The sequence below is a fragment of the Mycobacterium timonense genome (genome assembly GCF_025821985.1).
Classification (GTDB): Bacteria; Actinomycetota; Actinomycetes; order Mycobacteriales; family Mycobacteriaceae; genus Mycobacterium; species Mycobacterium avium.
In genome coordinates, this window is record NZ_JACKSY010000062.1 from 16,973 (window position 1) to 41,134 (window position 24,162).

Genomic DNA, 24,162 nt, shown 5'->3' on the forward strand with positions numbered 1-24,162 from the left:
GCACCGCAGCAGTGTTGAATGTGGGTCGTTGAGTGTGAACTGACGGCTTTCAATGTGCGGTGGCGGCGACGCGTGTCGGCGTGTCGCCGCCGTGAGCACACACTCGGCGATGCCGTTCACCGGAGCACGTCGGGATCGGCCTTGATGGTCATCCGCGCCGCCCCCGCCCAATACACGTCGGCGGCCCGTTCGATCAGCGAACGCTGCATGCCGGCCATGTCCGACCAGTTCATGCTCACCGGTTCCCTGCCGGTCAGCATGACGTCGTAGGCCAGTTTGCACACTCGTTCGATCGAGGCGGCGCGGTAGACCGCCTCGGGCAGGTTGCGACCCGTGGCGATGACGCCGTGGTTGGCCAGAATGGTCAGGTTCGCGCCGCCGATGCGGGCGGCGAGGTCGGCGGCCCGGGCCGGGGTGTCGATTTCGCCGTCGTAGGTGTCGACCAGGCACAGGTCGTCGAGGAACAGGGAGCCGGTTTGGTGCACCAGCTCGGGCAGCGTGCCCAGCGCGGCGAGAACACAGACGTAGTACGGGTGGTTGTGGATGACGACGCGGGCGTCGTCGCGCACCCGGTGCAGCTCGGTGTGGATGTGGATGGCCGGGGTGACGTCCCAACGGCCGCGGACCACGCGCGCGTCGCCGTCCACCACGCAGATGTCGGACGCGGTGATCTCCTGCCACCACAGCCCCCACGGGTTGACGAACATGTCGGTCCGGCCGTCGCGCTGCCAGGTGATGTGTCCGGCCATGTTCTCGGCGAAACCGATGCCGGCCAGGTGACGGAACGCGACGGCAAGTGCCTGCTCGTCGGAAAGTTCGATGCCGACGGGCGGAACCACCGACGGCGCCCAGACTTCCAACCCGCCACGCCGCGCATCAGGAGCGTTCATCACCAGCCTCCATCCTGGCTCTAATATCCTCGCGAAGTCGGCCTTTGGCTACCTTTCCGCCGGATGACCGTGGCAGCTCGTCGACGACGACCAGCCGCTCGGGCAGCAGTTCCTTGGAAAACCCCTGTGCCAGCAGGTGTTCGGTGAGGTCGGCGAGGTCCAGGGTGGCGGGGTCAGTGGCGGGGTCCGTGGCGGGCCCGGCGAGTTCGGCGTAGAGGCAGACCTTTTCGCCGAACACCGGATCGGGCATGGCGACGGCGGCCGCGACGGCGATGGCGGGATGTGTCATGGCCGCGTCTTCGACCTGGCTTGCGCTGATGTTCTTGCCCCCGCGCAGGATGAAATCGGAGGTCCGCCCGGTGACCCGCAGATACCCCTCGGCGTCGATCTCGCAGATGTCGCCCATGCGCATCCAGCCGTCGCGGGTGAACAGCTTGTCGTGGTCGGTGCCGCCGAGATAGCCCAGGCTGGTCGCCGGGCCCCGGCACGCGGGCTGGCCGCGCCCGGTCGCCGTGACGTCGGTGTCCCCGTCGAACAACCGGACCGCCATTTCGGGGACGACGCGGCCCGCGGTGCCGAGCCGCCGGTCTCGTGGGTCGTGCACGGTGGTGGCGCTGAGCATCCCGGTCTCGTTGGAGCCGTAGAACTGCAGGATGGTAGCGCCGGTGAGTTCCTCGAATTCGGCCGCGGGCCGGTACGGCAGGGCTTCGCCGCCGGTGTAGACGATTCGCAGCGAACTCAGGTCGTGACGGCGGCTGGCCGGGTCCGCCATCAGCATGGTCAATTGTGTACTGACACAACATAGTACGGTGACCCCGTGCCGCGCTATCGCCTCGCAGGTGGCCGCGGCAGTGAACCGGTCCAGGATGACGGCGGTGGCGCCCAGGTGGATCGGCGTGGTGTGGCTGGTCCAGATCCCGAAGCCGAATGGGGTGGGTATGACGGGCAGGAAGACGTCGTCGAGCGTCAGCATCCCGTTCGCGACGGCCTTCTGGTGGAAGTAGTACCAACGGTTTTGGGTGTGCACGACGCATTTGGGCAGCCCGGTGGTCCCGGACGTGGAGTTGATGAGGAAAACGTCGTCCGGGCCCAGTTGACAGTCGCGGTCCGACGCCCTGGGTTCGGTGTCGAGTGGCTGGGTCAATACCAGTGCGGGGATGCGCAGTTCGCCGGCCACCTCCGCGGCGGGCTTGCTGCGCGGTTGATCGCTGAGCAGGATTTTCGGCTGCGCGTTGCGCAGTATCGCGCCGGCCTCGCGGGCGCCGGCGCGCGCGCCGATACCCACGACCACCGCCCCGCGCCGTTCGATGGCCACGAACAGCACGTGGATGGCCGCGCAGTCGCCGTGCCACACCGCGACTCGATCGCCCGGGCCGACGCCGAGTACGGCAAGCGTCTCGGCTAGATTGCTTGCAGCGCGGTCGAATTCATGCCAGGTGAAGGTCCGCCCGCCGTGGTCGATGTAGGCCGGACGCTCGGGTGTGCGTTGGGCGTTGCGGCGCACCGCGTCCGACAGTGTGGAATCGCACCACCAGCCCGCCGCGCGGAACCGGGCGACGTCCTCGTCGGAGAAGGCCGGCGAGGACTCGGTGTGCAGCCCACCGGCACTCATCACCAAATGATAGGAAAACCGTGTCAGGGATTCGGCGCGGCGGGTGCCGCGTGCCTGACGTGCGCGTCATGCGGGCGACCCGGCTCGGCCCCGCCGCGCTCGCCGACGCGCTCGCCGGCTCACGAGTGCCAGGCGCACGGCGTAGCTGCCGGCGCTGAGCGCGAACATCGCCGCGGTCAGCAGCAGCCACCGCCCCAGGAACGGGTCCTGTGTCTGGCCGGTCGCGGCCCGGTAGGTTCCGGCGCCCTGGCCGATGATGCCGGGAAGGAACACCAGCAGCGTCAGGCCGGCGCCCAGCGCGGGCACCCGAAGGTAATTGAGCACTGGCACACCGGGCAGCTGCGGTCGCCGGGCTCGGTTCCGCAACAGCCGGTCCAGGCCGGCGTAGACGGGAAACAACAGCAGATCGTGCCCGACGACGGCCGCGGCGAACCACACGATGATCGACTGCCACCACGACCGGGGGTTGTACAGCGCGTCCGGTTTCATGACGGCCACCACATAGCCCAGCAGCGCGAACCCGCAGATCATCGTCAGCAGGTGGATCGGGTGCGAACCGTAGCACCGGATGAATGCGCTACGCATCGCCGCCGGCCCGAAAGTCAATGGCGGCAACCCATTTGGTGTTGTGCACGCCGGGCAGCGCGGGCACGACGATGCGTGCGGGAAAGCCGTGGTCCACGGACAGCTCGGCGCCGTTGACCCGCAGCGCCAGCAGCGCGTCCGGGTGCAGCACCTGGCTGCCGTGCAACGTCGCGGCGTTGAAGGCGCCGGCCCGTTCCACGGAGGACACCCGCGCCGATCGCGGTGCGGGAACACCGGCGAGACGGGCCAGATCCGCCAGTCGCACGCCGGTCCACGCCTGAGTGGTCGACCAGCCCTCCACGCAGGCGATCGGCAATACCGCGGTGTGCTGCGGCATCGCCAGCAGCGAGGCACGGTCCAGGACCACCGGTCGCGCTCCACCGCCGAGGGTGAGGCGCCAGCGCGCGCCGATGTCCGCGGCGGCGATGCCGGCGGCGGCCGCTGTGCGGTTGACGTCGAAGTCGTTGGCTCCCGACCCGCGGCCGCGCCCGTGCGGCAGCAACAGGGCGGCCGGTCGGGTGCGGCCGCCGAGGGTCTGGCCGGCGGTGATCAGCGCAAGAAACAGTGCACCGCCGCCCACCAGCGCCAGCGCGCCGCGCCGGCTCATCGTGGCGGGGCCCGGCTCGGCCGCGGCGAGCCCGCCCGGCCGCCAGGGCTCCGGCTGGGTGTCGGCAGCTGGGGTGCGCAGGACCGCCCGCATCGACATCGAGCGCAGCCCGGCCCACATCCGCCGGCCCTTGATCGTCACGTGCATGAGGAATCCGATGGCGAACACCCAGGCGCCGAAATAGTGTGCGGTGTAGAAACTGAAGCCGAAGATGTAGTCGTACTGGATGTTCAGCACGCCGGTGACCATCTCGAACAGGATGCCCCCGACCAGCATCAGCGCCGAAACACGTTCCAGCAGTTGGGCAATCGAGCGTGCCGGCGGCCATGCAAAGAGTCTGGGAATGACCGACCACAGCTTGGCGAGCACCACCGGGATCAGCACCAGTCCCAGCCCGACATGCAGTCCCTGGGTTGCCCGGTACAGCCACGGCGGGTCGGTGGGCCAGTCGAAGACCGGCAGCCTCAGCCACCCGACCTCGGAAGGGATGGCCTGGCCGAACCGCGGCCCGTAGGCGATGTAGGACAGCAGTCCCGTGACGATGACGACGGGCAGGGTCGCCAGCAGGATCGAACCGAACACCGACGTCAACCAGGGCCCGCGCAGCGGGCTGCGCCACAGCCGCCCGGGGAAGCTGCGCCCGGTTGTCCGTGTCGGCTTCATCGGGTTCCTGTGTGGCTGGGCTTCATCCTGATGATCTTTCACGACGCAGCGGCGTTGATGGTTCAGATTCGGTGGCGCGGGCGGATGCGTCCCACCACCCCCGGCACCCTCAGGCCGCCCGCCTAAATCCCTTGTGTCACTTTGGTTTCTGTGGTCACATGGCGGCGATTCTTGTCGGTGCCCCTTCATACACTTCGAGGCATGGGTTGCAGCAGCCGTGAAGAGATCGTCAAGGTCTTCGATGCGCTGGATGCTGCGGTCGACCGCCTGGGCGAGTTGAGTTTTGACGCGTTGACGCCCCGCGAGTGTCTATCGTTGTTGCAGCGCTGCGAGACGGTGCGCCGGCGGCTGCCGGCGGTCGAGCATCCGCTGATCAACGCGCTGGCCCGCGACGCCAGCCCGGCGGAGTTGGGTGGCCGGCTTTCGCATGCGATCGCCGAGGCGACGCTGATCAGCCGCGCGCGTCGGGTTGACCGGCGAGCCGATCGCCCCGGCACTGGCGGCCACCGCGGCCGCGCAACGGGCCGGGTTGTTGGGTCCCGAGCAGGTGGCGGTGATCCGTAAGTTCTGCCACCAGTTGCCCGGCTGGATCGACCAGGCAACCCGGGAGCGCGCCGAAACCGACCTCGCCAACCAGGGCACCCGGTATCGGCCCGAACACCTCGCGGCACTGGCCGGCACGCTGGCCGATTGCCTCAACCCCGACGGCCTCTACCGCGACGAAGACCGCGCCCGCCGCCGCAGCCTCACCCTGGGCAACCAACACGCCGACGGCATGTCCGAACTCCGCGGCTGGCTGACCCCCGAACTGCGCGCCACCCTCGAAGCCGTGCTGGCCAAACTCGCCGCCCCCGGCATGTGCAACCCACTCGATGAAAACCCGTGCGTGGAGGGCAGTCCCACCGAGCAGGCCATCGACGGTGATGCCCGCTCGGCGGCCCAGCGCAACCACGATGGGCTGCTGGCCGGGCTGCGCGCCCTGCTGGCCTCAGGAAACCTCGGCCAACACAACGGCCTCCCGGCCTCCATCATCGTCACCACCACCCTGGCCGACCTCGAAACCGCCGCCGGCAAAGGCCTCACCGGCGGGGGCACCCTGCTACCCATGAGCGATGTGATCCGGCTATCCCGGCACGCCCACCACTACCTGGCCATCTTCGACCACGGCAAAGCCCTGGCCCTGTATCACACCAAACGCCTGGCCTCCCCCGCACAGCGCATCGTGTTATACGCCAACCTGGCCATCTTCGACCACGGCAAAGCCCTGGCCCTGTATCACACCAAACGCCTGGCCTCCCCCGCACAGCGCATCGTGTTATACGCCAAAGACCGCGGCTGCACCGCCCCCGGCTGCACCGTCCCCGGCTACTACGCCGAAGTGCACCACTGCACCGACTACGCCACCTGCCACACCACCGACATCAACGACCTGACCTTCGCCTGCGGACCCCACCACCGCCTGCTGCAACCCGGCGCCTGGACCACCCACAAAAACGCCAAAGGCGAAACCCAATGGCTCCCACCACCCCACCTAGACCGAAACCAACCCCGCACCAACACCTTCCACCACCCCGAAAAACTCCTACGCGGGGAGAACGGGGGTGAAGACGACGACGGCGATGACGACGAGGCGGCGTAGCGTCACTGCCGGGCGATCACGGAAGCTGCAGGGCCGTCGGCATTTTCACCCGCCACGGCGTACCGGGTGCCCCGCGGCGCACGCGACCACAACACGCCGTCGTGCGCGGTGACGCCCGCGGAGATCAGTGCCCGCTTGAGGATCTTGTTGGTGGCGGTGGTGGGCAGCCGGTCGTTGATGCGCACGTAGCGCGGCCACGCCTTGGGTGACAAGTCGGGCTGCGACGCAAGGAATCGCCCGAATTCTTCCGGGCTCAGCTGCGCCCCGGCGCGCAGCACCAGCGCGGCCATCACCTGGTCACCGACCCGCTCGTCGGGGACCGCGTAGACGGCGACCTGGCTGATGTCGGGCAACCGCGCCAGGATCCGTTCGATCGGCGCGGCCGCCAGGTTCTCCCCGTCCACCCGCATCCAATCCGCGGTCCGGCCGGCCAGATAGATCCACCCGTCGGCGTCGCGGTAGGCCAGATCGCCCGACCAGTACATGCCGTGCCGCATCCGCTCGGCCGTCGCCTCCGGATCGTTGTAGTAGCCGACGAACGGGCCGGCGCCCTGGGTGTTGACCAGCTCGCCGACCGCCTCCTCGAAGTTGGTCAGCGCGCCGTGCTCATCGAACTGCGCGACGGCGCATTCCTTCAGGGTGGTCGGGTTGTAGATGCTGACCCCGGGATACGGCCTGCCGATGGAGCCGGGCGGGGTGCCGTCTTCGCGCACCACGATCACCGCGAACTCGCTGGAGCCGAAGCTGTCCACCACCCGGCATCCGAAACGCCGTGCGAATTCAGCGATGTCGCGATCGGTCGCCTCGTTGCCGAAGGCCACCCGCAGCGTGTTGTCGGCGTCGTCGGGTCGCTCGGGAGTGGACAGGATCAGCGCCAGCGGCTTGCCGACATAGTTCAGATAGGTCACCCGGTAGCGGCGCACGTCGTCGAGGAACCGCGACGGCGAGAACTTGGCGGGAACCATCAACGCGCCGCTGCCGACCGCGACGGCCCACCCGGCGGCGACGCCGTTGGAATGAAACAGCGGCATCGCCAGATAGCAGACGTCGTCCGCGGTGACGTCGTATTGAAAGATGAGGCTGGCGCCGCACATGATCGCCATCCCATGCGCGAACCGCACCGCCTTGGGATTGCCGCTGGTGCCGGAGGTGAAGATCATCATGAACGGGTCGGCCGCCGTCACCTCGCGGTGCGGAATCAGCGGCGGCGCCGCGGCGACCGCATCGGCATAGGCCGGCGACCCGACCTCGAGAACCTGAATTCCGTTGAAGTCCAACCCGTCCAGCAACGGCAGGTGCTCGTCGTCGACAAGGAGGATCTGGCAGTCGGAGCGGTGGATGTCGGAGAGCAGCGCTGATCCCCGGCGGGTGGTGTTCAGCCCGCACAGGACGTAACCGCCGAGCCCCGCGGCGGCCATGGCGCGCAGCATCGCCGGTGAATTGCCCAGCGCCGCACCGACATGCAGCGGGCGGGCGGGGTCGGCGCGGGCGATCAGCGCCGACGCCTCGGCCTCGGCCTCGGCCAGGTGCTCGCGCCACGTCCAGGTCTTGTCTCCGTATGCGACCGCCGGGGTGTCGTCGTGTCGGCGCTGCCGCAACAGCTGCTGGACCGTCTCAATCATCGTGTCGTCAGCACCAGCCCGGCATAGCCGCGGTCGGCCACCTGCTCGCAGTGCCGCCGATACGTGCCGAACCCTCCGATGTAGGGCATGAACACTCGTTTCTTGCCTTCGATGTTGGCGCCCAGGTACCACGACGAGGCCGCCTTGGGGAACAGCGTCCGCTCGGCCACCTCGGCCACGTGCCGGGTCCACGCCACGGCCGCGTCCCGCCGCGGCTCGACCTCGGTCACCCCCAGTCGGCGCGCCGCACACAGCAAATCGATGACCCAGTCGACTTGGACTTCGGCATGCAGCACCATGTTGGCCAGCACCGAGGGGCTGCCGGGCCCGCTGATGCTGAACAGGTTCGGCAGGCCCGGCACCATCATGCCGAGAAAGGTCAGTGGCCCGTCGGCCCAGATGTCGCGCAGTCGGTCGCCGCGGGGCCCCGTGGGGTTGATGCGGGTCAACGCTCCGGTCAGCGCGTCGAAGCCGGTCGCGAAGATCAGCACATCGCAGGGATATGTCGTTGTGCTGGTTCGTATTCCGTCTGCGGTGATTGCTTCGATGGGCTCGCGGCGCAGGTTCACCAGCCGCACATTGTCGCGGTTGAAGGTGGCGTAGTAGCCGTCGTCGGTGCAGATCCGTTTGGTGCCGATCGGGTGATCCACTGGAATGAGGTCCGCCGCGACGTCGGGATCGGTGACGATTTCCCGGATCCGCTCCTCAGCGAACGTCCTGGCGATGTCGTTGGCGGCCGGATCGCTGGTTTGGTCGGGGAACGTCTTCGCGAACAGCACGCCACCCTCGCGCCACCGCTTCCACAGCGCTTCGGCCCGTTCGGCCGGGTCGGTGTCGACGGCGTTCTTGTGGTACGTGCCGTGCGGGGTGCCCGACGTTGCGTAGGCGGAGCGGCGGCGGCGCTCGGGATACTGCTCTTGAATCCGTTGCTGTTCCTCGGCCGAAAACGGCCGGTTGGGCATGGGAATGGTGTAGTTCGCGGATCGCTGAAAGACGACCAGGCTTTCGGCTTGCGCGGCGATGATGGGGGTCGCCTGGATTCCCGACGATCCGGTGCCGATCAGGCCGACCCGCTTGCCGCGCAGGTCGGGATCCTCGCGCGGCCAGGCGGCGGTGAAGTACACCTCGCCCGAGAAGTCCTGCGCCCCAGGGATATCGGGCCGGTTGACCGCCGACAGGCAGCCGGTGGCGCAGATCAGGAACCGTGCGGCAAAGGTCTGCCCGTTGCTGGTGCCGACGCGCCAGCGGCCGTGTTCGAACGCGGCGTCGACGACGTCCGCACCGAAGCGATAGTGGCGGCGCAGGTCGAAGCGGTCGGCGACGTGCCGCAGATAGGCGAGGATCTCCGGCTGTGCGGCGAAGCGTTCGGTCCACTGCCAGCTGCGCTGCAGCTCTTCGTCGAAAGAATAGGAGTAGTCCACACTTTCGACGTCGCAACGCGCACCCGGGTAGCGGTTCCAGTACCAGGTGCCGCCGACGTCCGGGGCCGCCTCGAGCGCGGTCACCGACAGGCCGGATGAGGCGGCACGGTGCACGGCGTAGAGCCCGCCGAATCCGGCGCCGATGACGAGGACATCGCTGACGTCGGTCATGCCGGGGCCTCTCCGTGCGCCGGATGCAACAACCCGTCGCCGGCCGGGGCGCCGCGCGGGCAGTAGATGCGGACGCGCAGGAATCCGGCGTTCAGCTGCTCCGGCATGGCCCGCACCATGCCGTCCAGCGGGTCGTCCATGTGCACCTCCGACCGCATCGTCGCGCTCATGCGGGCCGGTACTTCAACAGCGTGATCCCGTCCTGCAGATCGTAGAACACCGGGCTGACCCGCATCCCGATCCTGATGTCGCCGGGGTCGACGTCGACCAGCTCGGTGCTGAACTTCGGCCCGGCATCCCAGTGCACCACCGCGGGCAGCTGCGGCACCGCGTCGGCCCACGGCGGGCCGGTGGGCCGGCGTGCGACGGTGAACGTGTACAGCGTTGCGGCGCCGTCGATTTCCCGCCATTCCAGGTCGTCGGCCAGCGTTCCCGGTGACAGGGTGCGCGGATAGAACACGTAGCGCCGCAGCGACGGCGAGTACTGCACCAGGATCCGATGCTGCGCCAGGCCGTCCCAGAACGGCCGCGAGACGGGGGTGGGCTCGGGAATCGGGCGCGGTGTCATCGCTACTCCCCCTGCAGCAGCAGGGCGACCTGCTCGCTCATGATGCCGCCGTTGCCGGTCACGAAGGCGGTGTGGCAGCCGGGCACCTGGGCGTCGCCGGCCCGGCCCATGATCTGGCGGGCGCCGTCGACCACATGGTGCATGCCACCGGCCATGCCGGCCTGGCCGAAGGACAGTTGGCCGCCGGCGGTGTTCAGCGGGAAGTCGCCCCGATGGGTCAGGTCGTGTCCGCCGATCCATTGCATGCCTTGGCCTTTCGCACAGAATCCGGCGTCTTCCAGGCTCATCAGCACCGTGATCGTGTAGCAGTCGTAGATGGAGGCGACGTCCACATCCGGCCGGTCCAGCCCGGCCATCGCGAAGGCCCGTTCGGCGGCGCGCGCGATCGGGGTGGACAGCAGGTCCTCGGCGTACGTCGGTGTCTTGAAGGCGATGTGTTCGCCGAAGCCCTTGATCCACACCGGGCGGTGACGGCCGCGGCGGGCGAGGTCGGCGTTGGCGATCAACACCGCGGCTCCCCCGTGCACGCGCATCACCGTCTCCAGCATGTGGATGGGGTCGGCGATCATCGGGCTGTCCAGCACGTCGGCCGCCGTGATCGGGGTGCCGAAGAAGACGGCGCCGGGATGGGCACACGCGTTGGTGCGCTGGTCGACAGCGATCTTGGCGAGCGCGGCGGGGTCGTAGCCGAATTCCGCGGCGTACCGCTGGGCGATCTGCGCGTAGGGCGCGTTCTGGCCGACGTTGCCGTACGGGATCTCGAATTCGGCCTGCGGCGAGCCGTAGTTGTTGGATGACGCCCCATACCAATTGGGTTCGGGCGGGGGTCGGCGCGCGGAGTGCGGCACCGATGCGGACCCGGGGACCACGGCCAGCGCCGCCTCGCAGATGCCGAGTTCGACGGCAGCCGCGGCCCGCCACACCATGCCCGCGGAGCTGGCCCCGCCCAGATCGACGCGCTCACCGAAATCGCATGCCAGGCCCAGGTATTCGCACAGGGTGGCCGGTGCGAACATGGCCGACTCGGCGACGCCGTGGGTCAGCAGCCCGTTGACCCGGCCGGGGTCGACGCCGGCGTCCTCGATCACCAGCTTTGCCAGCAACGCGTACTGGTCGAGGGTGAACCGCGGCGGACCGGTCGGCCGTCGCTCGGCCGGCAGCTCCGCGATGCCGACGATCGCCGCTTCGCCGCGCAGCCCGGTCACGACCGGGCTTCCCGCCGCGGCAGCTGCACGGTGGCCGCGCCGGGCATCAGCACGGTGTCGTCGCGCCGGCCGGCGATGTCCAAATCGACCAGGCCGGAGCCGCTTTCGTCCAGCCGCTTGCCGGTGACCCGGCCGCCGAAACTGAGCGGTTCGCCCGGATAGGCGACCGCCCGGTTCTGCACCGAGAACGACACCAGTCGTCCGCGTCCGCCGATCCAGTCCCCCAGCGCGCGGGCCAGCAGCGCCGCCTGAAGCGGGCCGTGCACCAGCACATCGTCGTATCCCTCGGCGCGGGCCCACTCTTTGTCGTAGTGGATGCGGTGACCGTTGTAAGTGGCGGCGCTGAAGAAGAACATCTGGGTTTCGTCGACGGTGACGGTCAAGGTGGGGATGTGATCGCCCACGCTGACGTCGTCGTAGAACAGCTCGGTCATGGCGGCCTTTTCTCGGTCGGCTCTTGCTAGGGTCGGGCGATCATCGACGTCGACGCCTCGGCCAGCAGCTCGTCGTGCTGGTTGCGGTACACCGTGTGCCACGTGACGAGCACGAATCTGCCGGAGCGGCCCTGCTTTTCGACGATCGAGGCGATGGTGCGGACCATGTCGACCCGGTCGCGGTGATAGGCGGGCAGGTGGAAAGTGAAGCTTTCCCCGCCGGCCATCCGCTTGGGTGCGCGCGGAAACGCGAGGCTGCCCGAGACCGCGCCGGAGGATCCGTCGGGGCGCAGCGAGTCCAGCCGCGAGACGCCGAGGATCGCGTATTGCAAAAACAACGGCGGGCAGATGATGTCGCGAAAGCCGTTGGCGCGCGCGTAATCCGGGTCGAAATACAACGGGTTGTGGTCGCCGACCGCCGCGGCCCAGCGCTGCCAATCCCGTTGGTTCACTTCGCCGGTCGCCGACGCGGCGACCGTACCCACCCGCGCCGCCGACTCGGCGTCGACCAAGCTGTCCTCACTCACCGATCTCCTCCCAGGTTTGTTCGAGCCACGATGCGGCGACATCGGCGCCGCCGCCCAGCGTCGAACCGAGCCGGGCCCGTTCGCTCCACAGATGCAGGTCGGTCTCGGTGACATAGCCCATGCCGCCGTGCAGCTGGTGCGCGTCGAGCGTGATCAGCCGGGCGGCGGTGGCCGCATGCATGCGCGCGACGGCCGTCTCCCGGCTCGCGGTGCGGCCGCGTCCCAGCCAGAACACCGCCGCGTGCGCGGCCAAGCGCGCCGCCGTCAGCGCGATGTGCATGTTGGCGACCACGTGCTGGGCGGCCTGAAACGAGGCGATGGACCGGCCGAATTGGTGACGCAGCTTGGTGTAGTCGACGGTGCGGTCCAGCACGGCCTGCCCGACGCCGACCATGTCGAGCGAACCCAACGCCACCGCGGTGTTGGCCAGCCGGCGCAGGTCGGCCGGGGTGACGCCCGCGGCCACGGCGTCGAGCACCGCGTCGTCGCCGATCGCCACGTCGTCGAAGCGGACCGCGAAGGCCCGGTGCCCGCCGGCCATGTCCAGCGGCGCCAGGCTCACGCCCTCGGTGTGCGGGTCGACCAGGAACACCAGTGTCCGCCCGGCCGCGGCGGCCGATGCCACGACGAGGTCGGCGACGTCGGCGTCGGCGACGTAGTCGACGGTTCCGTTCACCCGCCACTGGGAGGCCGGTGCACCGGCCCGATCGGCGCGCAGCACCGGGGACACCAGCGCGGCGTCGCGGGCGCTCCACAGCGCGGTGGTGGCGCGCATGCTGCCCGACACCAGCGGCGGCAACCACCGGGCCTTGGCGTCCCGGGAGCCGAGCCGGTCGACGGCCAGGGCCGCCTGCACGCTGTTATGCACCGTCGTCGGGCACAGCGCCCGGCCGGCTTCGGTGTAGAAGACCGCCAGGTCGTCCAGCGAGCCGCCGGAGCCGCCGTACTCCTCGGCGATGGCCAGGCCGAAGACGCCCGCGCCGCTCAGCGCCTTCCACAACGCGGGGGTGCGGCGGTCGGTGTCCGGTTCGTTCAGCGCTCGCACCAGGTGCAGCGGGTTCTCGGCGGCCAGCAGCGCGCGCAGCGACGCCGCGAAGTCGCGCTGTTCGGCGGTGGGTGTCAGTTTCATCTGGGTGGTCGGGTCCGGGTCAGCGTCCGTAGCTCGGCATGGCGTGCCCGCGCTGGGCGATGATGTCGCGCAGCACCTCGTTGGTGCCCCCGCCGAAGCGCATCAGCGGGGCCGCCCGGTAGAGCCGCTCGAATTTGCCTGCCAGCGGGGCGTTTTCGCTGCGATGCGCCAGCAGCCCGTCCACTCCGAGCAGGTCGAGCGCCAGATCCGCGATGCGCTGACGCAGCTCGCTGGTGAAGATCTTTTCGACGCTGACCTCGACGGTCGGGATGACGCCGCTGTCCAGGATCGACGCCGCCTCGTAGCCCATCAGGGTGGCCACCGCCACGTCGGCTTCGGCCTGCGCCAGCCGGCGGCGCAGCCACGGGTCGTCGGCGGGCACCGTCCGGTCGCGGCGCGGCCGCCGCGCCAGCTCGTGCAGTTCCTCGACGGCGCGGCGCAGGTCACCCGCGTTGGTCAGGGCTCCCCGTTCGAGATCGAGCGCGCCGGTGATGTAGGTCCAGCCGTGGTTGACTTCGCCGATCAGATTGGTGACCGGCACCCGCACGTCATGGAAGTGCACCTCGTTGGTGCGGTAGCCCGACCACGCGTACAGCGGGCGGATGTCGATCCCGGGGCTGTCGATGGGGACGATGACGACCGAGATGCCGCGATGCCGGGTGCCGGTGGGATCGGTGCGCACACAGAGCCATTCGTGCGTCGCCCGCTGCGCCCCGCTGTTCCAGATCTTGGTGCCGTTGATCACCCACTCCTCGCCGTCACGCACGGCGCTGGTGCGCAGGTTGGCCAGGTCGGTTCCCGCGTCGGGCTCGGAATAGCCGACCGCACAGATCATTTCGCCCTTGGCGATCAGCGGCAGCCATTCGGTTTTGTTGCGTTCGGTGCCGTGCCGCATGATCATCGGCGCCACCGACGTCACGGTCAGGTCGGGGCCCGGCACGCCCCAGTATTCGAATTCGCTCATCAGCAGGTGCAGGTGCACGGCGCCCAGCCCCAGGCCGCCATACTCGCGGGGCCAGTTCAGCCCGAACCAGCCCTTGGCGCCGATCTTGCGCCGGAACCGGGCCACTTCGCCGTCGGGAAACTCGAGATCGTGTTGGGCGAGCTCGGCCCGCAACTCCTCGGTGACGTTGTCGCGCAGGAATTCGCGAATCTCGGCCAGCCAGGCGCGCTGCCCCGCGTCGAGTTCGAAATCCATTCCGGCGCCTGTGCCTTTCTGCGGGTGCCTTTCCGTCGGCCTCACACCGAGCCTTACACCGAGCAGCGCCAGCGTAACGCCACGGCGAGAATGCGCCCGGGATTTCGCCGTGGCGTTACGCCCGGCGTACCGCGAAGGGCCGGGAAGGGTCCCGAAGGATTGACGCCGCGCCTGTTAATGCGCTGTCAAGCTCCCGTTAAAACCCCTCGACATGCTCGCGGTTTCGGGCGGGGGCTGGGAGGATCTTCAGATCGGTTGGTCGGCGCGGACCAGACACCGCCGGGTCGAGGGACTCGAAGGACTCGAGGAGAAGTCATGCCCACCGTTGAGATGCGGCTCCGCGAAGACTTGCGCAACTACGCCGTCGAATTGCGGCAACTGGCTTACACCTTGCCGCTGGGCGTCGGCGAGCACGACCTGTTGCAGTTGTCCGACCGGATGCGCGCCGCGGCCGACCAGCTGGTGCGCAAGGGGGCGTAACCGCTCAGCCGCCTTTGAGGCGGATCTTCCAGCGCACGAACCCCAGGTAGACGGTGCTGATCAGGATCAGCATGCCCACGTCGAACCACCAGGTGCCCGGGGCGTGGCGCCAGTGCGAGTCCTTGGGTGTGAGCGGCCCGGGCACCAGCTTGGTCAGGTCGGCGGTGGACGCCGACGCGGCGAATCCCCAGCGCGCCGGGGTGGCCCAGGCCATCTGATCGAGCCCGACCCGCCCGGTCACCGGGATCATCCCGCCGGAGAACACCAGCTGCGACATCACCGCCACCACCAGCAGCGGCATGATCTGCTCGTTGGACTTGGCGACGGCCGACAGGGCCAGCCCCAGCATGGCGGAGGCGACGCAGGTCAGCGCGACGTCGGCGAACAGCTCCAGCGCGGGCTTGCCCAGGGCCACGGCACCCTGGGTGGGCGCGCCCTTGCCGAGCACCGCGATCGTGGTGACGATCGCCGACTGGACGATCGCGAACACGGTGTAGACGCAGACCTTGGCCAACAGATACGCCGACGTGGACAGCCCGACCGCCTGCTCGCGCAGGAAGATGGCGCGCTCCCCGATGAGGTCGCGGATGGTCAGCGCGGTGCCCATGAAGACGGCGCCGACGTTCAGCAGCACCAGGATCTGGCCCGGCTCGTTGGGCGCGGCGCCCATCGGGTTGGGGATGCCGAAGCCGACGTCGCCGGGCACCGACATCGACAGCGAACCCATGATGAACGGCAGCAACGCCAGGAATACGAAGTAGCCGCGGTCGGAGACGATCAACCGCATCTGGCGGCGGGCGATCGTGGAGAACTGCCGGACCAGACTGGTGTGCGCGGGGTCGCCGAGTTCGGCGGGCTGCTCCGCCGGTGGCGGCGGCGGTTGCGGGCCGGTGCGGGCCAGGTAGCGCGCCCGGGAACCGTCCGGGTCGCCCGCGACGGTGCTGAAGATGTCGGCCCAGTTGGTGGTGCCCATGGCCGGGCCGATCTGGCCGGGTGGCCCGCAGAACGCCGTCTTCCCGCCGGGGGCGAGCAGCAGCACCTGGTCGCAGACGTCGAGGTAGGTCAGCGAGTGGGTGACCACCAGCACCACGCGGCCGGCGTCGGCGAGCTGGCGCAGCATGGTCATCACCTGCCGGTCCAGCGCCGGGTCCAGACCGGACGTCGGCTCGTCGAGGATCAGCAGCGACGGCCCGGTGAGCAGCTCCAGCGCCACCGACGCACGCTTGCGCTGACCGCCGGACAGCTTGTCCACCCGGGTGTGCAGATGCTGGGTCATCTCGAGTTCCTCGAGCACCCGGGCCACCACCTGGGCGCGGTCTTCCTTGGTGGTGTCGGGTGGCAACCGCAGTTCGGCGGCGTACATCAACGCCTGCTGCACGGTCAGCTGGCCGTGCACCACGTCGTCCTGCGGCACCATCCCGATCCGGCTGCGCAGCGACGCGTACTCGGCGTGCACGTTGTGTCCCTCGAACGCCACCGTGCCGGTGGTCGGGTGGGTGTATCCGGCGACCAGCCGCGCGAACGTGGACTTGCCCGCGCCGGACGGCCCGATGATCGCGGTCAGCGTGCCGGGCAGCGCGGTCAGCGAGATGTTGTCCAGCAGCGTCTTGTTGTTCTCGATCGTCCACGTCACGCCGCGCACGTCGAGGCCGCCGGTGCGGGTCGCGGCCGCGGTCTGATCGCGGCGGGCCAGGGTGCCGCCGTGGAAGACCAGGTCGATGTTGCCGATGGTGACGACGTCGCCGTCGCGCAGCACGGCCGAATCGACCCGGACGCCGTTGACGAAGGTGCCGTTGATGCTGCGGTTGTCGTGGATCTCGGTGCCGGCGGGCGTCGGGATCAGGGTGGCGTGGTGACGCGACGCCAGCACCTCGGGGATGACGATGTCGTTGTCGTTGGCGCGGCCGATCTTGACCGCGCCCGGCGTCGATTCCAGCCCCGCGCGGCCCGGCCGCAGGATCTTCATCATCGACGTGGCGAGGTTCGACGAGTCGCCGCCGATGCGCCCGGTCTGGGCGGGGGCGGGCTGCGCGGTGGTCGGCGGCGCGGCGTGCCCCGACGGCGCCCGGTAGATCTGCGGCGCGTGCTGCAGCCCGCTGGACGGATACCGGGTCGGTCCGCTGGGCGGATGGCTCGGCTGCGCGCCGGTGGGCGACTGCACCGGCTGGCGGAACGAGGACGACGCCGGCTGCTGTGGCTGGCTGATCCGCTGGGTGCCGGGCGGCTGGCCCTGCGCTGCGCCCGTCATCGGCCCGCTGGGCGTGCTGACGATCGGTATCGACGTGGTGAGCGGAGGTCGGCCGGCCGACCCCTGGTGGCGGCCGACCTCGAAGGACAGGGCCGGACCGTCCGGGTTGCCCATGTTGACCCGGGTTCCGTCGTTGATGTCGACCATCGGGACGCGACGGTTGTTCACGTACAGCCCGTTCAGGCTGCCATTGTCGATGGCGACCCATCGCCCCTGCTCGTAGCGCACGATCAGGTGGGTGCGGGAGATCAGTGGGTGTGCGACGCGCAGGTCGGCGCGAAGGTCACGCCCGATCACGACATCGTTGCCTGCCGCGAAGGTGCGCTCGGCTCCGTCGTAGCGCACGGTCAACGCAGGCGTGGCTGGTGGGCTCATCAGGACCAACTCTAACGGCAGCGGCGCCGGTTAGGCGCTATGCGTTTCCCGGCCCGGACGACGTCGAGAGGCTTTGGGCGGCTGCTTCGGGTTCCGCCGATTCCTTCGCCTGCGGCGGGGGACGCCCGGGCGACGAATCACGGTGCAGCGCAGCTACTTTCGTGCTCTTCAACCGGCCGCCGCGGTGCGCAGTCTGCGCACGTTCGAGAATCGGGTCCCGGCGGCGGTGACGTCCTTGACGAAATCGCCGAGGTACTTGATCGCGCGCCTGCCCTCGGGCAACACGTCGGCGGCCAGCGGGAAGTCGTGGATCTGTCCGTCCCAAAGATGGAGATCGCAGTGGATTCCGCTGGCTTCCAGGCGTTTCGCCATCAGCTCGGCGTCGGCGACCAACAACTCGTCCGAGCTGGCATGGATGGTGACCGGCGGCAGCGAGGACAGGTCGGCGTCCACCGGCGAGGCGACCGTGGAATCGCCGTGGCCCTCCAGCACCTGGGCGTTGCTCAGATACTCGGCGAACCGCGAGAACGCCCGGCAGGTGAACATCGAGCATTTGCGGGCGTTGCGGTGCTTGAGTTTTCGGGCCGGGTCCGTGTCGGTGAACGGTGACACGGTCGCGATGCCGGCCGGCTCCATGACCTCGTTCTGAATCGCCAGCAGGGTGGTCATGAACGCCAGGTATCCCCCGGCCGAGTCGCCGGCCACGACCACGCGGTCGCCGTCGAAGCCGCGGTCCTGCAGCCAGCGCAGTCCGTCGAGGCCGTCGTCGATGGCATCGGTGATCTGGTGCGCCGGCAGTTTGCGGTACGCCACGGCGAGCACGGCGGCGTCCGCCGCCTTCGACAAGCGGGTCACCATCGGGCGGTGGGTGTTGAGGCCGCAGGTCAAAAAGGCGCCGCCGTGCAGGTACAGAATCGCCCGCTCCCCCGATACCCCGGGTGCGCGCACCCATTCGGCGGCGCAGTGCTCGAGCCGCACGGGGTGCGTGGTGCCCGCCGATCCCAGCCTCGGCACCAATCCGGCGAAGCTGTCGACATATTCGAGGGGCCAGTGCAGATTCGGCGTCAGCGCCCATGCACGCACCGCGTTCTTCACGATCAAGCGGCTGGCGAGCGACACCGCTACCGACTGCGGACTATGGCGATGATGCACCCGCCGGGTCGTTGCCACGCTGGGCAATACCCGACGGGGCGACATATGACTCGGATCGGCTGTACTCACCATCTGCATCAACCTCCTAAGTCGACACCGGGTACCCGTCACGGCGACGGGCTAACGGGAGAAGTACGTGCGGCGAATGTCGGGTTCATCACCGTTTGCCGCGGGCTGAGATGGGTATCACTGGCTTGTCTGCCGGCCTGGTTGTCTTCCGGCCTGGTTGTCGCCGTTCTCGGGCAATGGCCGAAGATATGAGCGATGACGCAGCACAAGCACTTTGATCCGCTGCTGAGCGACCGGGTGGCGGTGGTGACCGGTGGTGGCGGCGGTATCGGCGCGGCCACCGCGCGGCTTTTCGCCGAACACGGTGCGCATGTCGTCATCGCCGACATCGACGCCGAACTCGCCGACGAAACCGCCTCGACGATCGCGGCGTCCGGCGGATCCGCGCATCCCATCACCGCCGACGTGCGAAACGCGGCCGAGGTCACCCACTTTGCGCGGACCGTACTGGACCGCTACGGCCGGATCGATGTTTTGGTCAACAACGTGGGCCACTGGCTGCGCCACCCCGGGGGTTTCGCCGACACCGACCCGCAGCTGTGGGACGAGCTTTACCGGATCAACCTGCATCACGTTTTCCTTGTCACCCACGCGTTCCTGCCGACCATGATCGACCGGGGTGCCGGTGCGATCGTGAACGTCTCGTCGGTGGAGGGGCTGCGCGGTTATCCCGAGGACCCGGTGTACGCGGCCTTCAAAGCCGCCGTCATCGGATTCACCCGCAGCCTCGCGGTCCAGGTGGGCAATCATGGGGTGCGGGTCAACGCGGTCGCTCCCGACGTCACGGAATCGCTGCAAGTGCCCTACTCGCAATGGCTTTCGGCCGAGGAGCAGAGCCAGTGGCCGCGCTGGGTTCCGGTCGGGCGGATGGGCCTGCCCGAGGATCAGGCCCGGGTGATCCTGTTCTTGGCCTCCGACTGTTCGTCGTTCATCACCGGCCACACCATCCCCACCGACGGCGGCACCACCGCGGCCGGCGGCTGGTTCCGCTCCTCACGCCGGCCCGGCCGGGAGTGGACGAATCGGCCCGCCGACCCCTGATCGATGTCCCGGAGTGCCTGTGCGCCAATCACTTTGAGTTCTTGCCAGACGCGAGATGGCCCGGCCACAGGCGTGGCCGGGCCATCGACGAGTACGGTTACTGTTCGGCCTTCTGGCGAGCCTCGTTGATCTCGGCGGCCTTTCGGGCGCTTTCGGCCTCGGCCTCCTTCTGGGCGGCCTCGCGCTGCGCCTCGGCCTTGTCCTGCTGGGCCTGACCCTCACGCATCAGGTCGTCGCGTCCGGCGACCGCGCCGGCCACTTCCTTGACCTTGCCCTTGACGCCCTCGACGACGCCCTCGATGGCCTCCTCGGGACCGCTCTTGTCCGACATGCGTCCTCCCTCCGTGTCGTACGTGTCGACCCCAGTTATTGCCAACCGGCGCCATCGCAAAACGTCGGCGAGCAGTAGCCTGCACCACAGCCGCACCCCGATCCCGCCGGACTACCTCCAATTCCCTTGCTGTGCAACAGAATTGATGTCATCGCGTCGCGATCGAGCCGGCGCCGCCCCGCCTCACCGCACCGGGCACCGGCACGGGCGCTTACGCTGTTCGGGATCGACAGCGAGGAGTCGCGACGATGGAGATGTGGGAGCTGGTCGCCCGCGAGCAGATCCGGGACACCCTGGCGCGCTACAACTGGTCCGGCGACGCGGGCCGGGTCGACAACCTCGCGGAGACCTTCTGCCGCGACGGGGTCCTCGAAATCCGGGGCTTCGAGCCGTTGCGCGGCCGAGCGGCGATCGCGGCCTTCCTGCGCGGTGTCACCGGCGGCATCGCCGTCGACGTCGGCGTCAAACCGATTGTGCGCCACAACGTCTCCAACGTGTTGTTCACCGAGCTGCGGCACGGCGAGGCGCGGGTCCGGTCCTACTTCACCGTCGTCACCCACATCGGGCTGGACCATTGCGGCCGCTACCGCGACCTGCTGGTGCCGGACGGCGGGGGCTGGCTGATCCAACACCGCGCGGTGTCCACCGACTGGGCGGCGCCCGGCTCGGTCATGGCCCGGTAGCACCGGCCGGCCGGCGATTCCGGTCAATGCCGGGGCGAATGTTTGCCGAACGCCCCGCAGCGGCTACAGACATCACGGCGCACCAGCGGATCGCGGCTACCCCGATGGCCCCATCCGCGCGACGGCTCCGGAATGACCGCCGGTCATGTGACCACAGGTCACGGCCGCGAAACACAAAGACAGGCAGACATGCAACGACTCAGCGGGCTAGACGCGTTCTTCTTGTACCTGGAATCACCGACGCAGCTGCTGAACATTTGCTGTGTGATGGAGCTGGACCCCGCCACGATGCCGGGCGGCTACACCTTCGAGCGGTTTAGGGCCGCGCTGTCGAGGCAGCTGGAAGCCGTGCCCGAATTCCGGCTCAAGCTGGCCGATACCCCACTCAATCTCGACCACCCGGTGTGGGTGGACGACGACCGGTTCGATCTGGGCCGGCACCTGCACCGCATCGCGCTGCCGTCACCCGGCGGACCGAAAGAACTGGCGGAGATCTGCGGCCACGTCGCCGGGCTGCCGCTCGATCGCGACCATCCGCTGTGGGAGATGTGGGTGGTCGAAGGCCGGCACGGCAACGACACGCTGTCCGTCGTCCTCAAAGCCCATCACGCCGTGGTGGACGGCGTGGGCGGCGCCAACCTGCTCGCGCAGTTGTGCGGTACGGCGCCCGACGCGCCGCCGCCCGAGCCGGCCCCCCGCACCGGCACGGTGAACCGGCTGCAGATCGCCGCCGGCGGATTGATCGGGGCGGCGCTGCGGCCCTGGCGGCTGGCCAGGGTGCTGCCGGCAACCGCGCTGACGCTGGCCGAAACGGTGCTGCGCGCCCGCGGCGGGGGGCAGACCATGGCGGCTCCGTTCGCGGCGCCGGCAACGCCGTTCAACGGAACTTTCACCCGGCGCCGCAACGTCGCCCTGGCCGGCGTCGACCTCGAGGACGTCAAAGCGGTCAAGCGGCACTTCGGGGTGACGGTCAACGACGTGGTGACGGCGATCTGCGCGGGCGCGCTGCGCCAGTTCCTGGCCGACCGCGACGCACTGCCCGAGGTGCCGCTGGTGGCCAGCGTGCCGGTGTCGGTGCACGGCAAGTCCTCTCGACCCGGCCGCAACCAGACCACCTGGATGCTGTGCCGGCTGGAAACCCACATCGACGACCCGGTGCACCGGCTGACCACGATCGCGGAGAAGAACGCGGCGGCCAAGGAGCACGCCGCCGCGATGGGGCCGACCCTGCTGCAGGACTGGACGCAGGTGGCCGGGCAGACCGTGTTCGGCGTGGCGCGCAAACTGCTGCCCCGCATCCCGCTGCCGGACAAACCGCCGCACAATTTGGTGCTGTCCAACGTGGCCGGGCCACGACACCAGCTCTACTTCCTGGGCTGTCGGCTGGACGGCATGTACCCGCTGGGGCCGATCATCGCCGGCGCGGCGCTCAACATCACCGTGATGTCTCTGGGCGGGCGGCTCGGCGTCGGCATCCTCTCCTGTCCCGACCTGGTGCCCGACCTGTGGGATCTCGCCGACGCGTTTCCCGCCGCGCTCAAAGAGCTGACGAACTGCGTCAGGTCCGGCCGCGCCCGGACCTGAGCGCATCCGCGCCCGTTCAGCGGAACCGCGTCCGCCGTCGCCGGCACGGCATGGCAGGGTGATACCCGTGGCAGACACTCCTGGACGAACCGGCATCACCGAGCAAGACCTACGTGAAATCAGCACGGAGAAGGGCGCTTTGCGCTACTACGACACCGGCGGCGACACCGGCGGCCCGGATTCGGCGGCCGTGCTGCTCTTCCTGCACGGCTCCGGCCCCGGCGTCACCGGGTGGCGCAACTTCCGCGGGATACTGCCCGCCTTCGCGGCCCACTATCGCTGCCTGGTGCTGGAATTCCCCGGGTTCGGGGTCAGCGACGACTTCGGTGGCCACCCGATGGTCACCGCGTTCGGCACCGTCGCGCCGTTTCTCGACGCGCTGGGCGTCGAGAAGGTGCACATCATCGGGAACTCGATGGGCGGGGGCGTCGGCATCAACTTCGCCACCCACAATCCGGACCGCGTCGGGCGGCTGGTGACCATCGGCGGCATCGGCACCAACATCTTCAGTCCCAGCCCCAGCGAGGGCATCCGGCTGCTGCAGGAGTTCGTCGAAGACCCGACCCGGCAACGGCTGGTCGACTGGCTCAAGTCGATGGTGTACGACCAGGCGCTGATCACCGAGCAGCTGATCGAGGAGCGCTGGGCGCTGGCCACCGATCCGGACACGCTGGCCGCGGCGCGGCGCATGTACGGCAAAGCGGCGTTCTCGGCGATGAATGCCGCGCTGAACGCATCCGATCGGCCGCTGCCGTGGGCCGTGATGCACAAGCTCACCGCGCCCACCCTGCTCACCTGGGGCCGCGACGACAGGGTGAGCCCGCCGGACATGGCACTGATCCCGATGCGCACCATCCCCAACGCGGAGCTGCACATCTTCCCCAACTCGGGGCACTGGGCGATGATCGAGGCCAAGGCGGCGTTCGAAAGCACCGTGCTGGCCTTCCTTTCGCGCGGCTGATTCGGTGCCAGGCAGGCACCCCGTACTCCGCAACGCCGGTCACGAATCCTCCTATCGCTGAGTGGCGCCCGCGTCGACCGGCAGGGTCACGGCGGTGATGTAACGCGCCTCGTCGGAGGCCAGGAACAGCGCGGCGTTGGCGACGTCGACCGGATCGACCCACGGCACCTGAAGCAGGTTCATCGCTCGCGCCGCTTCGGCGAACTCGGCTCGCGTCGGCGGCCGATCCAGGTCGGGCCGAAACGCGCTTCGTACGGTGTCGTTTTGGATCAACGGCGTGTCGACGTTGGTCGGGTGCACGCAGTTAACGCGCACCCGGTGCGGCGCGAGTTCGTGGGCCAGGCTCTGCATCAGGCCGACCACGCCGTGCTTGGCGGCGGTGTAGTGCGCGACGCCGACCAGACCACGCAGTCCCGCAATGGAATTCGTCAAGATCATCGAACCGGCGCCGCGTGCGATCAGATGCGGCGCGGCGGCGCGGCACGTGTGCCATACGCCGGTGAGGTTCACGTCGAGCATGGTGCGCCAGACGCTCTCGTTCATCTCGACCGTCATCGCGCGCGACGTGATGCCGGCGGTCGCGCAGACCACGTCCAACCCGCCGAACCGTCGCGCACCGCGCTCGGTGGCGGCCTGAACGCCATCGAGGTCACGAACGTCGACCAGTTCCGCGTGCATTCGCCCGCCCACCTCGCCGACCAGCGAGGCCGTGTGGTCGAGATCGTCGGGTGTGCTGGGCGGAACCATCACCGTGTCCACCGGTCCGCACAGGTCGAGGGCCACGATGTCGGCGCCCTCCTGCGCGAACCGCACGGCTTGGGCGCGCCCGATTCCCCGCGCCGCGCCCGTGATCAACGCGACCTTCCCCGCCAGCCGCCCCGCGGCACTGACTTGTGGCATCCGGCGATTCTGCCGGCGCGAGCGGCACCGGAGTCGGTGTGTGTCCGATGGCCGGGAGACGATCATG

Annotated in this window: 22 protein-coding genes and 1 pseudogene; 6 read left to right on the forward strand and 17 right to left on the reverse strand. The window is 69.2% G+C overall.

Annotated features, from left to right (window positions below):
- Nucleotides 1-116: 116 nt before the first annotated feature.
- The 4 genes from H7I87_RS15380 to H7I87_RS15395 all read right to left on the reverse strand — a co-directional run bounded on the left by H7I87_RS15380 (nt 117) and on the right by H7I87_RS15395 (nt 4,357).
- A complete protein-coding gene (locus H7I87_RS15380) occupies nt 117-890 on the reverse strand; it encodes a class II aldolase/adducin family protein (RefSeq protein ID WP_031348008.1) in 774 nt (257 codons plus the stop codon).
- Nucleotides 877-2,502, reverse strand: coding sequence for a class I adenylate-forming enzyme family protein (locus H7I87_RS15385; protein WP_023861728.1), 1,626 nt, complete (start codon nt 2,500-2,502; stop codon nt 877-879). Before H7I87_RS15385 ends, H7I87_RS15380 begins: the two co-directional genes overlap by 14 nt.
- 66 nt (nt 2,503-2,568) lie before the next feature.
- On the reverse strand, nt 2,569-3,087 hold the full coding sequence (locus H7I87_RS15390) for a hypothetical protein (RefSeq protein ID WP_023861729.1): 519 nt from the start codon (nt 3,085-3,087) through the stop codon (nt 2,569-2,571).
- Nucleotides 3,080-4,357 carry a molybdopterin-dependent oxidoreductase gene (locus H7I87_RS15395; RefSeq protein ID WP_023861730.1) on the reverse strand — a complete coding sequence of 426 codons (1,278 nt, stop codon included), beginning with the start codon at nt 4,355-4,357 and terminating at the stop codon, nt 3,080-3,082. The genes H7I87_RS15390 and H7I87_RS15395 overlap by 8 nt, the downstream gene beginning before the upstream one ends.
- A 201-nt stretch (nt 4,358-4,558) precedes the next feature.
- On the opposite strand from H7I87_RS15395, the pseudogene H7I87_RS15400 reads away from it, so the two are divergent.
- Nucleotides 4,559-5,996 (forward strand): annotated as a pseudogene (locus tag H7I87_RS15400) (HNH endonuclease signature motif containing protein).
- 2 nt (nt 5,997-5,998) lie between these two features.
- Here the strand turns inward: H7I87_RS15400 and fadD1 are convergent.
- From fadD1 to H7I87_RS15445, 9 genes are read right to left on the reverse strand one after another with little or no spacing between them, the layout of a single operon-like run.
- Entirely contained in the window at nt 5,999-7,618 is a 1,620-nt protein-coding gene (gene fadD1, locus H7I87_RS15405; protein WP_009977128.1) for a fatty-acid--CoA ligase FadD1, read from the reverse strand.
- The gene (locus H7I87_RS15410; RefSeq protein ID WP_009977129.1) at nt 7,615-9,210 is read right to left on the reverse strand and encodes a flavin-containing monooxygenase; all 1,596 of its coding nucleotides are present in this window, start codon (nt 9,208-9,210) and stop codon (nt 7,615-7,617) included. The genes fadD1 and H7I87_RS15410 overlap by 4 nt, the downstream gene beginning before the upstream one ends.
- Complete coding sequence (locus H7I87_RS15415; protein WP_009977132.1) at nt 9,207-9,380, reverse strand: hypothetical protein; 174 nt, start codon at nt 9,378-9,380, stop codon at nt 9,207-9,209. The genes H7I87_RS15410 and H7I87_RS15415 overlap by 4 nt, the downstream gene beginning before the upstream one ends.
- Nucleotides 9,377-9,778, reverse strand: coding sequence for a Zn-ribbon domain-containing OB-fold protein (locus tag H7I87_RS15420; RefSeq protein WP_003876412.1), 402 nt, complete (start codon nt 9,776-9,778; stop codon nt 9,377-9,379). Before H7I87_RS15420 ends, H7I87_RS15415 begins: the two co-directional genes overlap by 4 nt.
- Before the next feature lie 2 nt (nt 9,779-9,780).
- Nucleotides 9,781-10,983 (reverse strand): thiolase family protein, encoded by a 1,203-nt coding sequence (locus H7I87_RS15425; RefSeq protein WP_009977133.1) that lies wholly within the window; start codon nt 10,981-10,983, stop codon nt 9,781-9,783.
- A complete protein-coding gene (locus tag H7I87_RS15430) occupies nt 10,980-11,417 on the reverse strand; it encodes a MaoC/PaaZ C-terminal domain-containing protein (protein WP_009977135.1) in 438 nt (145 codons plus the stop codon). Before H7I87_RS15430 ends, H7I87_RS15425 begins: the two co-directional genes overlap by 4 nt.
- A gap of 26 nt (nt 11,418-11,443) precedes the next feature.
- Nucleotides 11,444-11,944, reverse strand: a complete 501-nt coding sequence (locus H7I87_RS15435; protein WP_009977136.1) for a MaoC family dehydratase — start codon at nt 11,942-11,944, stop codon at nt 11,444-11,446.
- Nucleotides 11,937-13,073, reverse strand: a complete 1,137-nt coding sequence (locus H7I87_RS15440; protein WP_009977137.1) for an acyl-CoA dehydrogenase family protein — start codon at nt 13,071-13,073, stop codon at nt 11,937-11,939. The genes H7I87_RS15435 and H7I87_RS15440 overlap by 8 nt, the downstream gene beginning before the upstream one ends.
- Before the next feature lie 19 nt (nt 13,074-13,092).
- The gene (locus H7I87_RS15445) at nt 13,093-14,271 is read right to left on the reverse strand and encodes an acyl-CoA dehydrogenase family protein (protein WP_009977138.1); all 1,179 of its coding nucleotides are present in this window, start codon (nt 14,269-14,271) and stop codon (nt 13,093-13,095) included.
- A 315-nt stretch (nt 14,272-14,586) separates the two neighbouring features.
- On the opposite strand from H7I87_RS15445, the gene H7I87_RS15450 reads away from it, so the two are divergent.
- Nucleotides 14,587-14,751: a hypothetical protein gene (locus tag H7I87_RS15450; protein WP_003876406.1), complete on the forward strand. Its 165-nt coding sequence runs from the start codon at nt 14,587-14,589 to the stop codon at nt 14,749-14,751.
- Between the two features lie 4 nt (nt 14,752-14,755).
- Here H7I87_RS15450 and H7I87_RS15455 read toward each other — a convergent pair whose 3' ends face one another.
- Both H7I87_RS15455 and H7I87_RS15460 read right to left on the reverse strand, forming a co-directional pair.
- A complete protein-coding gene (locus H7I87_RS15455; protein WP_162990978.1) occupies nt 14,756-17,374 on the reverse strand; it encodes an FHA domain-containing protein in 2,619 nt (872 codons plus the stop codon).
- 168 nt (nt 17,375-17,542) lie between these two features.
- The gene (locus H7I87_RS15460) at nt 17,543-18,598 is read right to left on the reverse strand and encodes an alpha/beta hydrolase (protein ID WP_015632660.1); all 1,056 of its coding nucleotides are present in this window, start codon (nt 18,596-18,598) and stop codon (nt 17,543-17,545) included.
- A 192-nt stretch (nt 18,599-18,790) separates the two neighbouring features.
- Here H7I87_RS15460 and H7I87_RS15465 point away from each other — a divergent pair, with 192 nt between their 5' ends.
- Entirely contained in the window at nt 18,791-19,636 is an 846-nt protein-coding gene (locus H7I87_RS15465) for an SDR family NAD(P)-dependent oxidoreductase (RefSeq protein WP_011725198.1), read from the forward strand.
- Between the two features lie 97 nt (nt 19,637-19,733).
- On the opposite strand, the gene mbp1 is transcribed toward H7I87_RS15465, so the two are convergent.
- On the reverse strand, nt 19,734-19,967 hold the full coding sequence (gene mbp1, locus H7I87_RS15470) for a microaggregate-binding protein 1 (protein WP_003876401.1): 234 nt from the start codon (nt 19,965-19,967) through the stop codon (nt 19,734-19,736).
- Between the two features lie 248 nt (nt 19,968-20,215).
- On the opposite strand from mbp1, the gene H7I87_RS15475 reads away from it, so the two are divergent.
- The 3 genes from H7I87_RS15475 to H7I87_RS15485 all read left to right on the forward strand — a co-directional run bounded on the left by H7I87_RS15475 (nt 20,216) and on the right by H7I87_RS15485 (nt 23,195).
- Nucleotides 20,216-20,650, forward strand: coding sequence for a nuclear transport factor 2 family protein (locus H7I87_RS15475; protein WP_011725199.1), 435 nt, complete (start codon nt 20,216-20,218; stop codon nt 20,648-20,650).
- A gap of 189 nt (nt 20,651-20,839) precedes the next feature.
- On the forward strand, nt 20,840-22,234 hold the full coding sequence (locus H7I87_RS15480; RefSeq protein ID WP_009977147.1) for a WS/DGAT/MGAT family O-acyltransferase: 1,395 nt from the start codon (nt 20,840-20,842) through the stop codon (nt 22,232-22,234).
- A 67-nt stretch (nt 22,235-22,301) separates the two neighbouring features.
- Nucleotides 22,302-23,195, forward strand: coding sequence for an alpha/beta fold hydrolase (locus H7I87_RS15485; protein WP_011725201.1), 894 nt, complete (start codon nt 22,302-22,304; stop codon nt 23,193-23,195).
- Nucleotides 23,196-23,246: 51 nt separating this feature from the next.
- Here the strand turns inward: H7I87_RS15485 and H7I87_RS15490 are convergent, their stop codons facing one another.
- The gene (locus H7I87_RS15490; protein WP_009977149.1) at nt 23,247-24,095 is read right to left on the reverse strand and encodes a mycofactocin-coupled SDR family oxidoreductase; all 849 of its coding nucleotides are present in this window, start codon (nt 24,093-24,095) and stop codon (nt 23,247-23,249) included.
- Nucleotides 24,096-24,162: the final 67 nt, after the last annotated feature.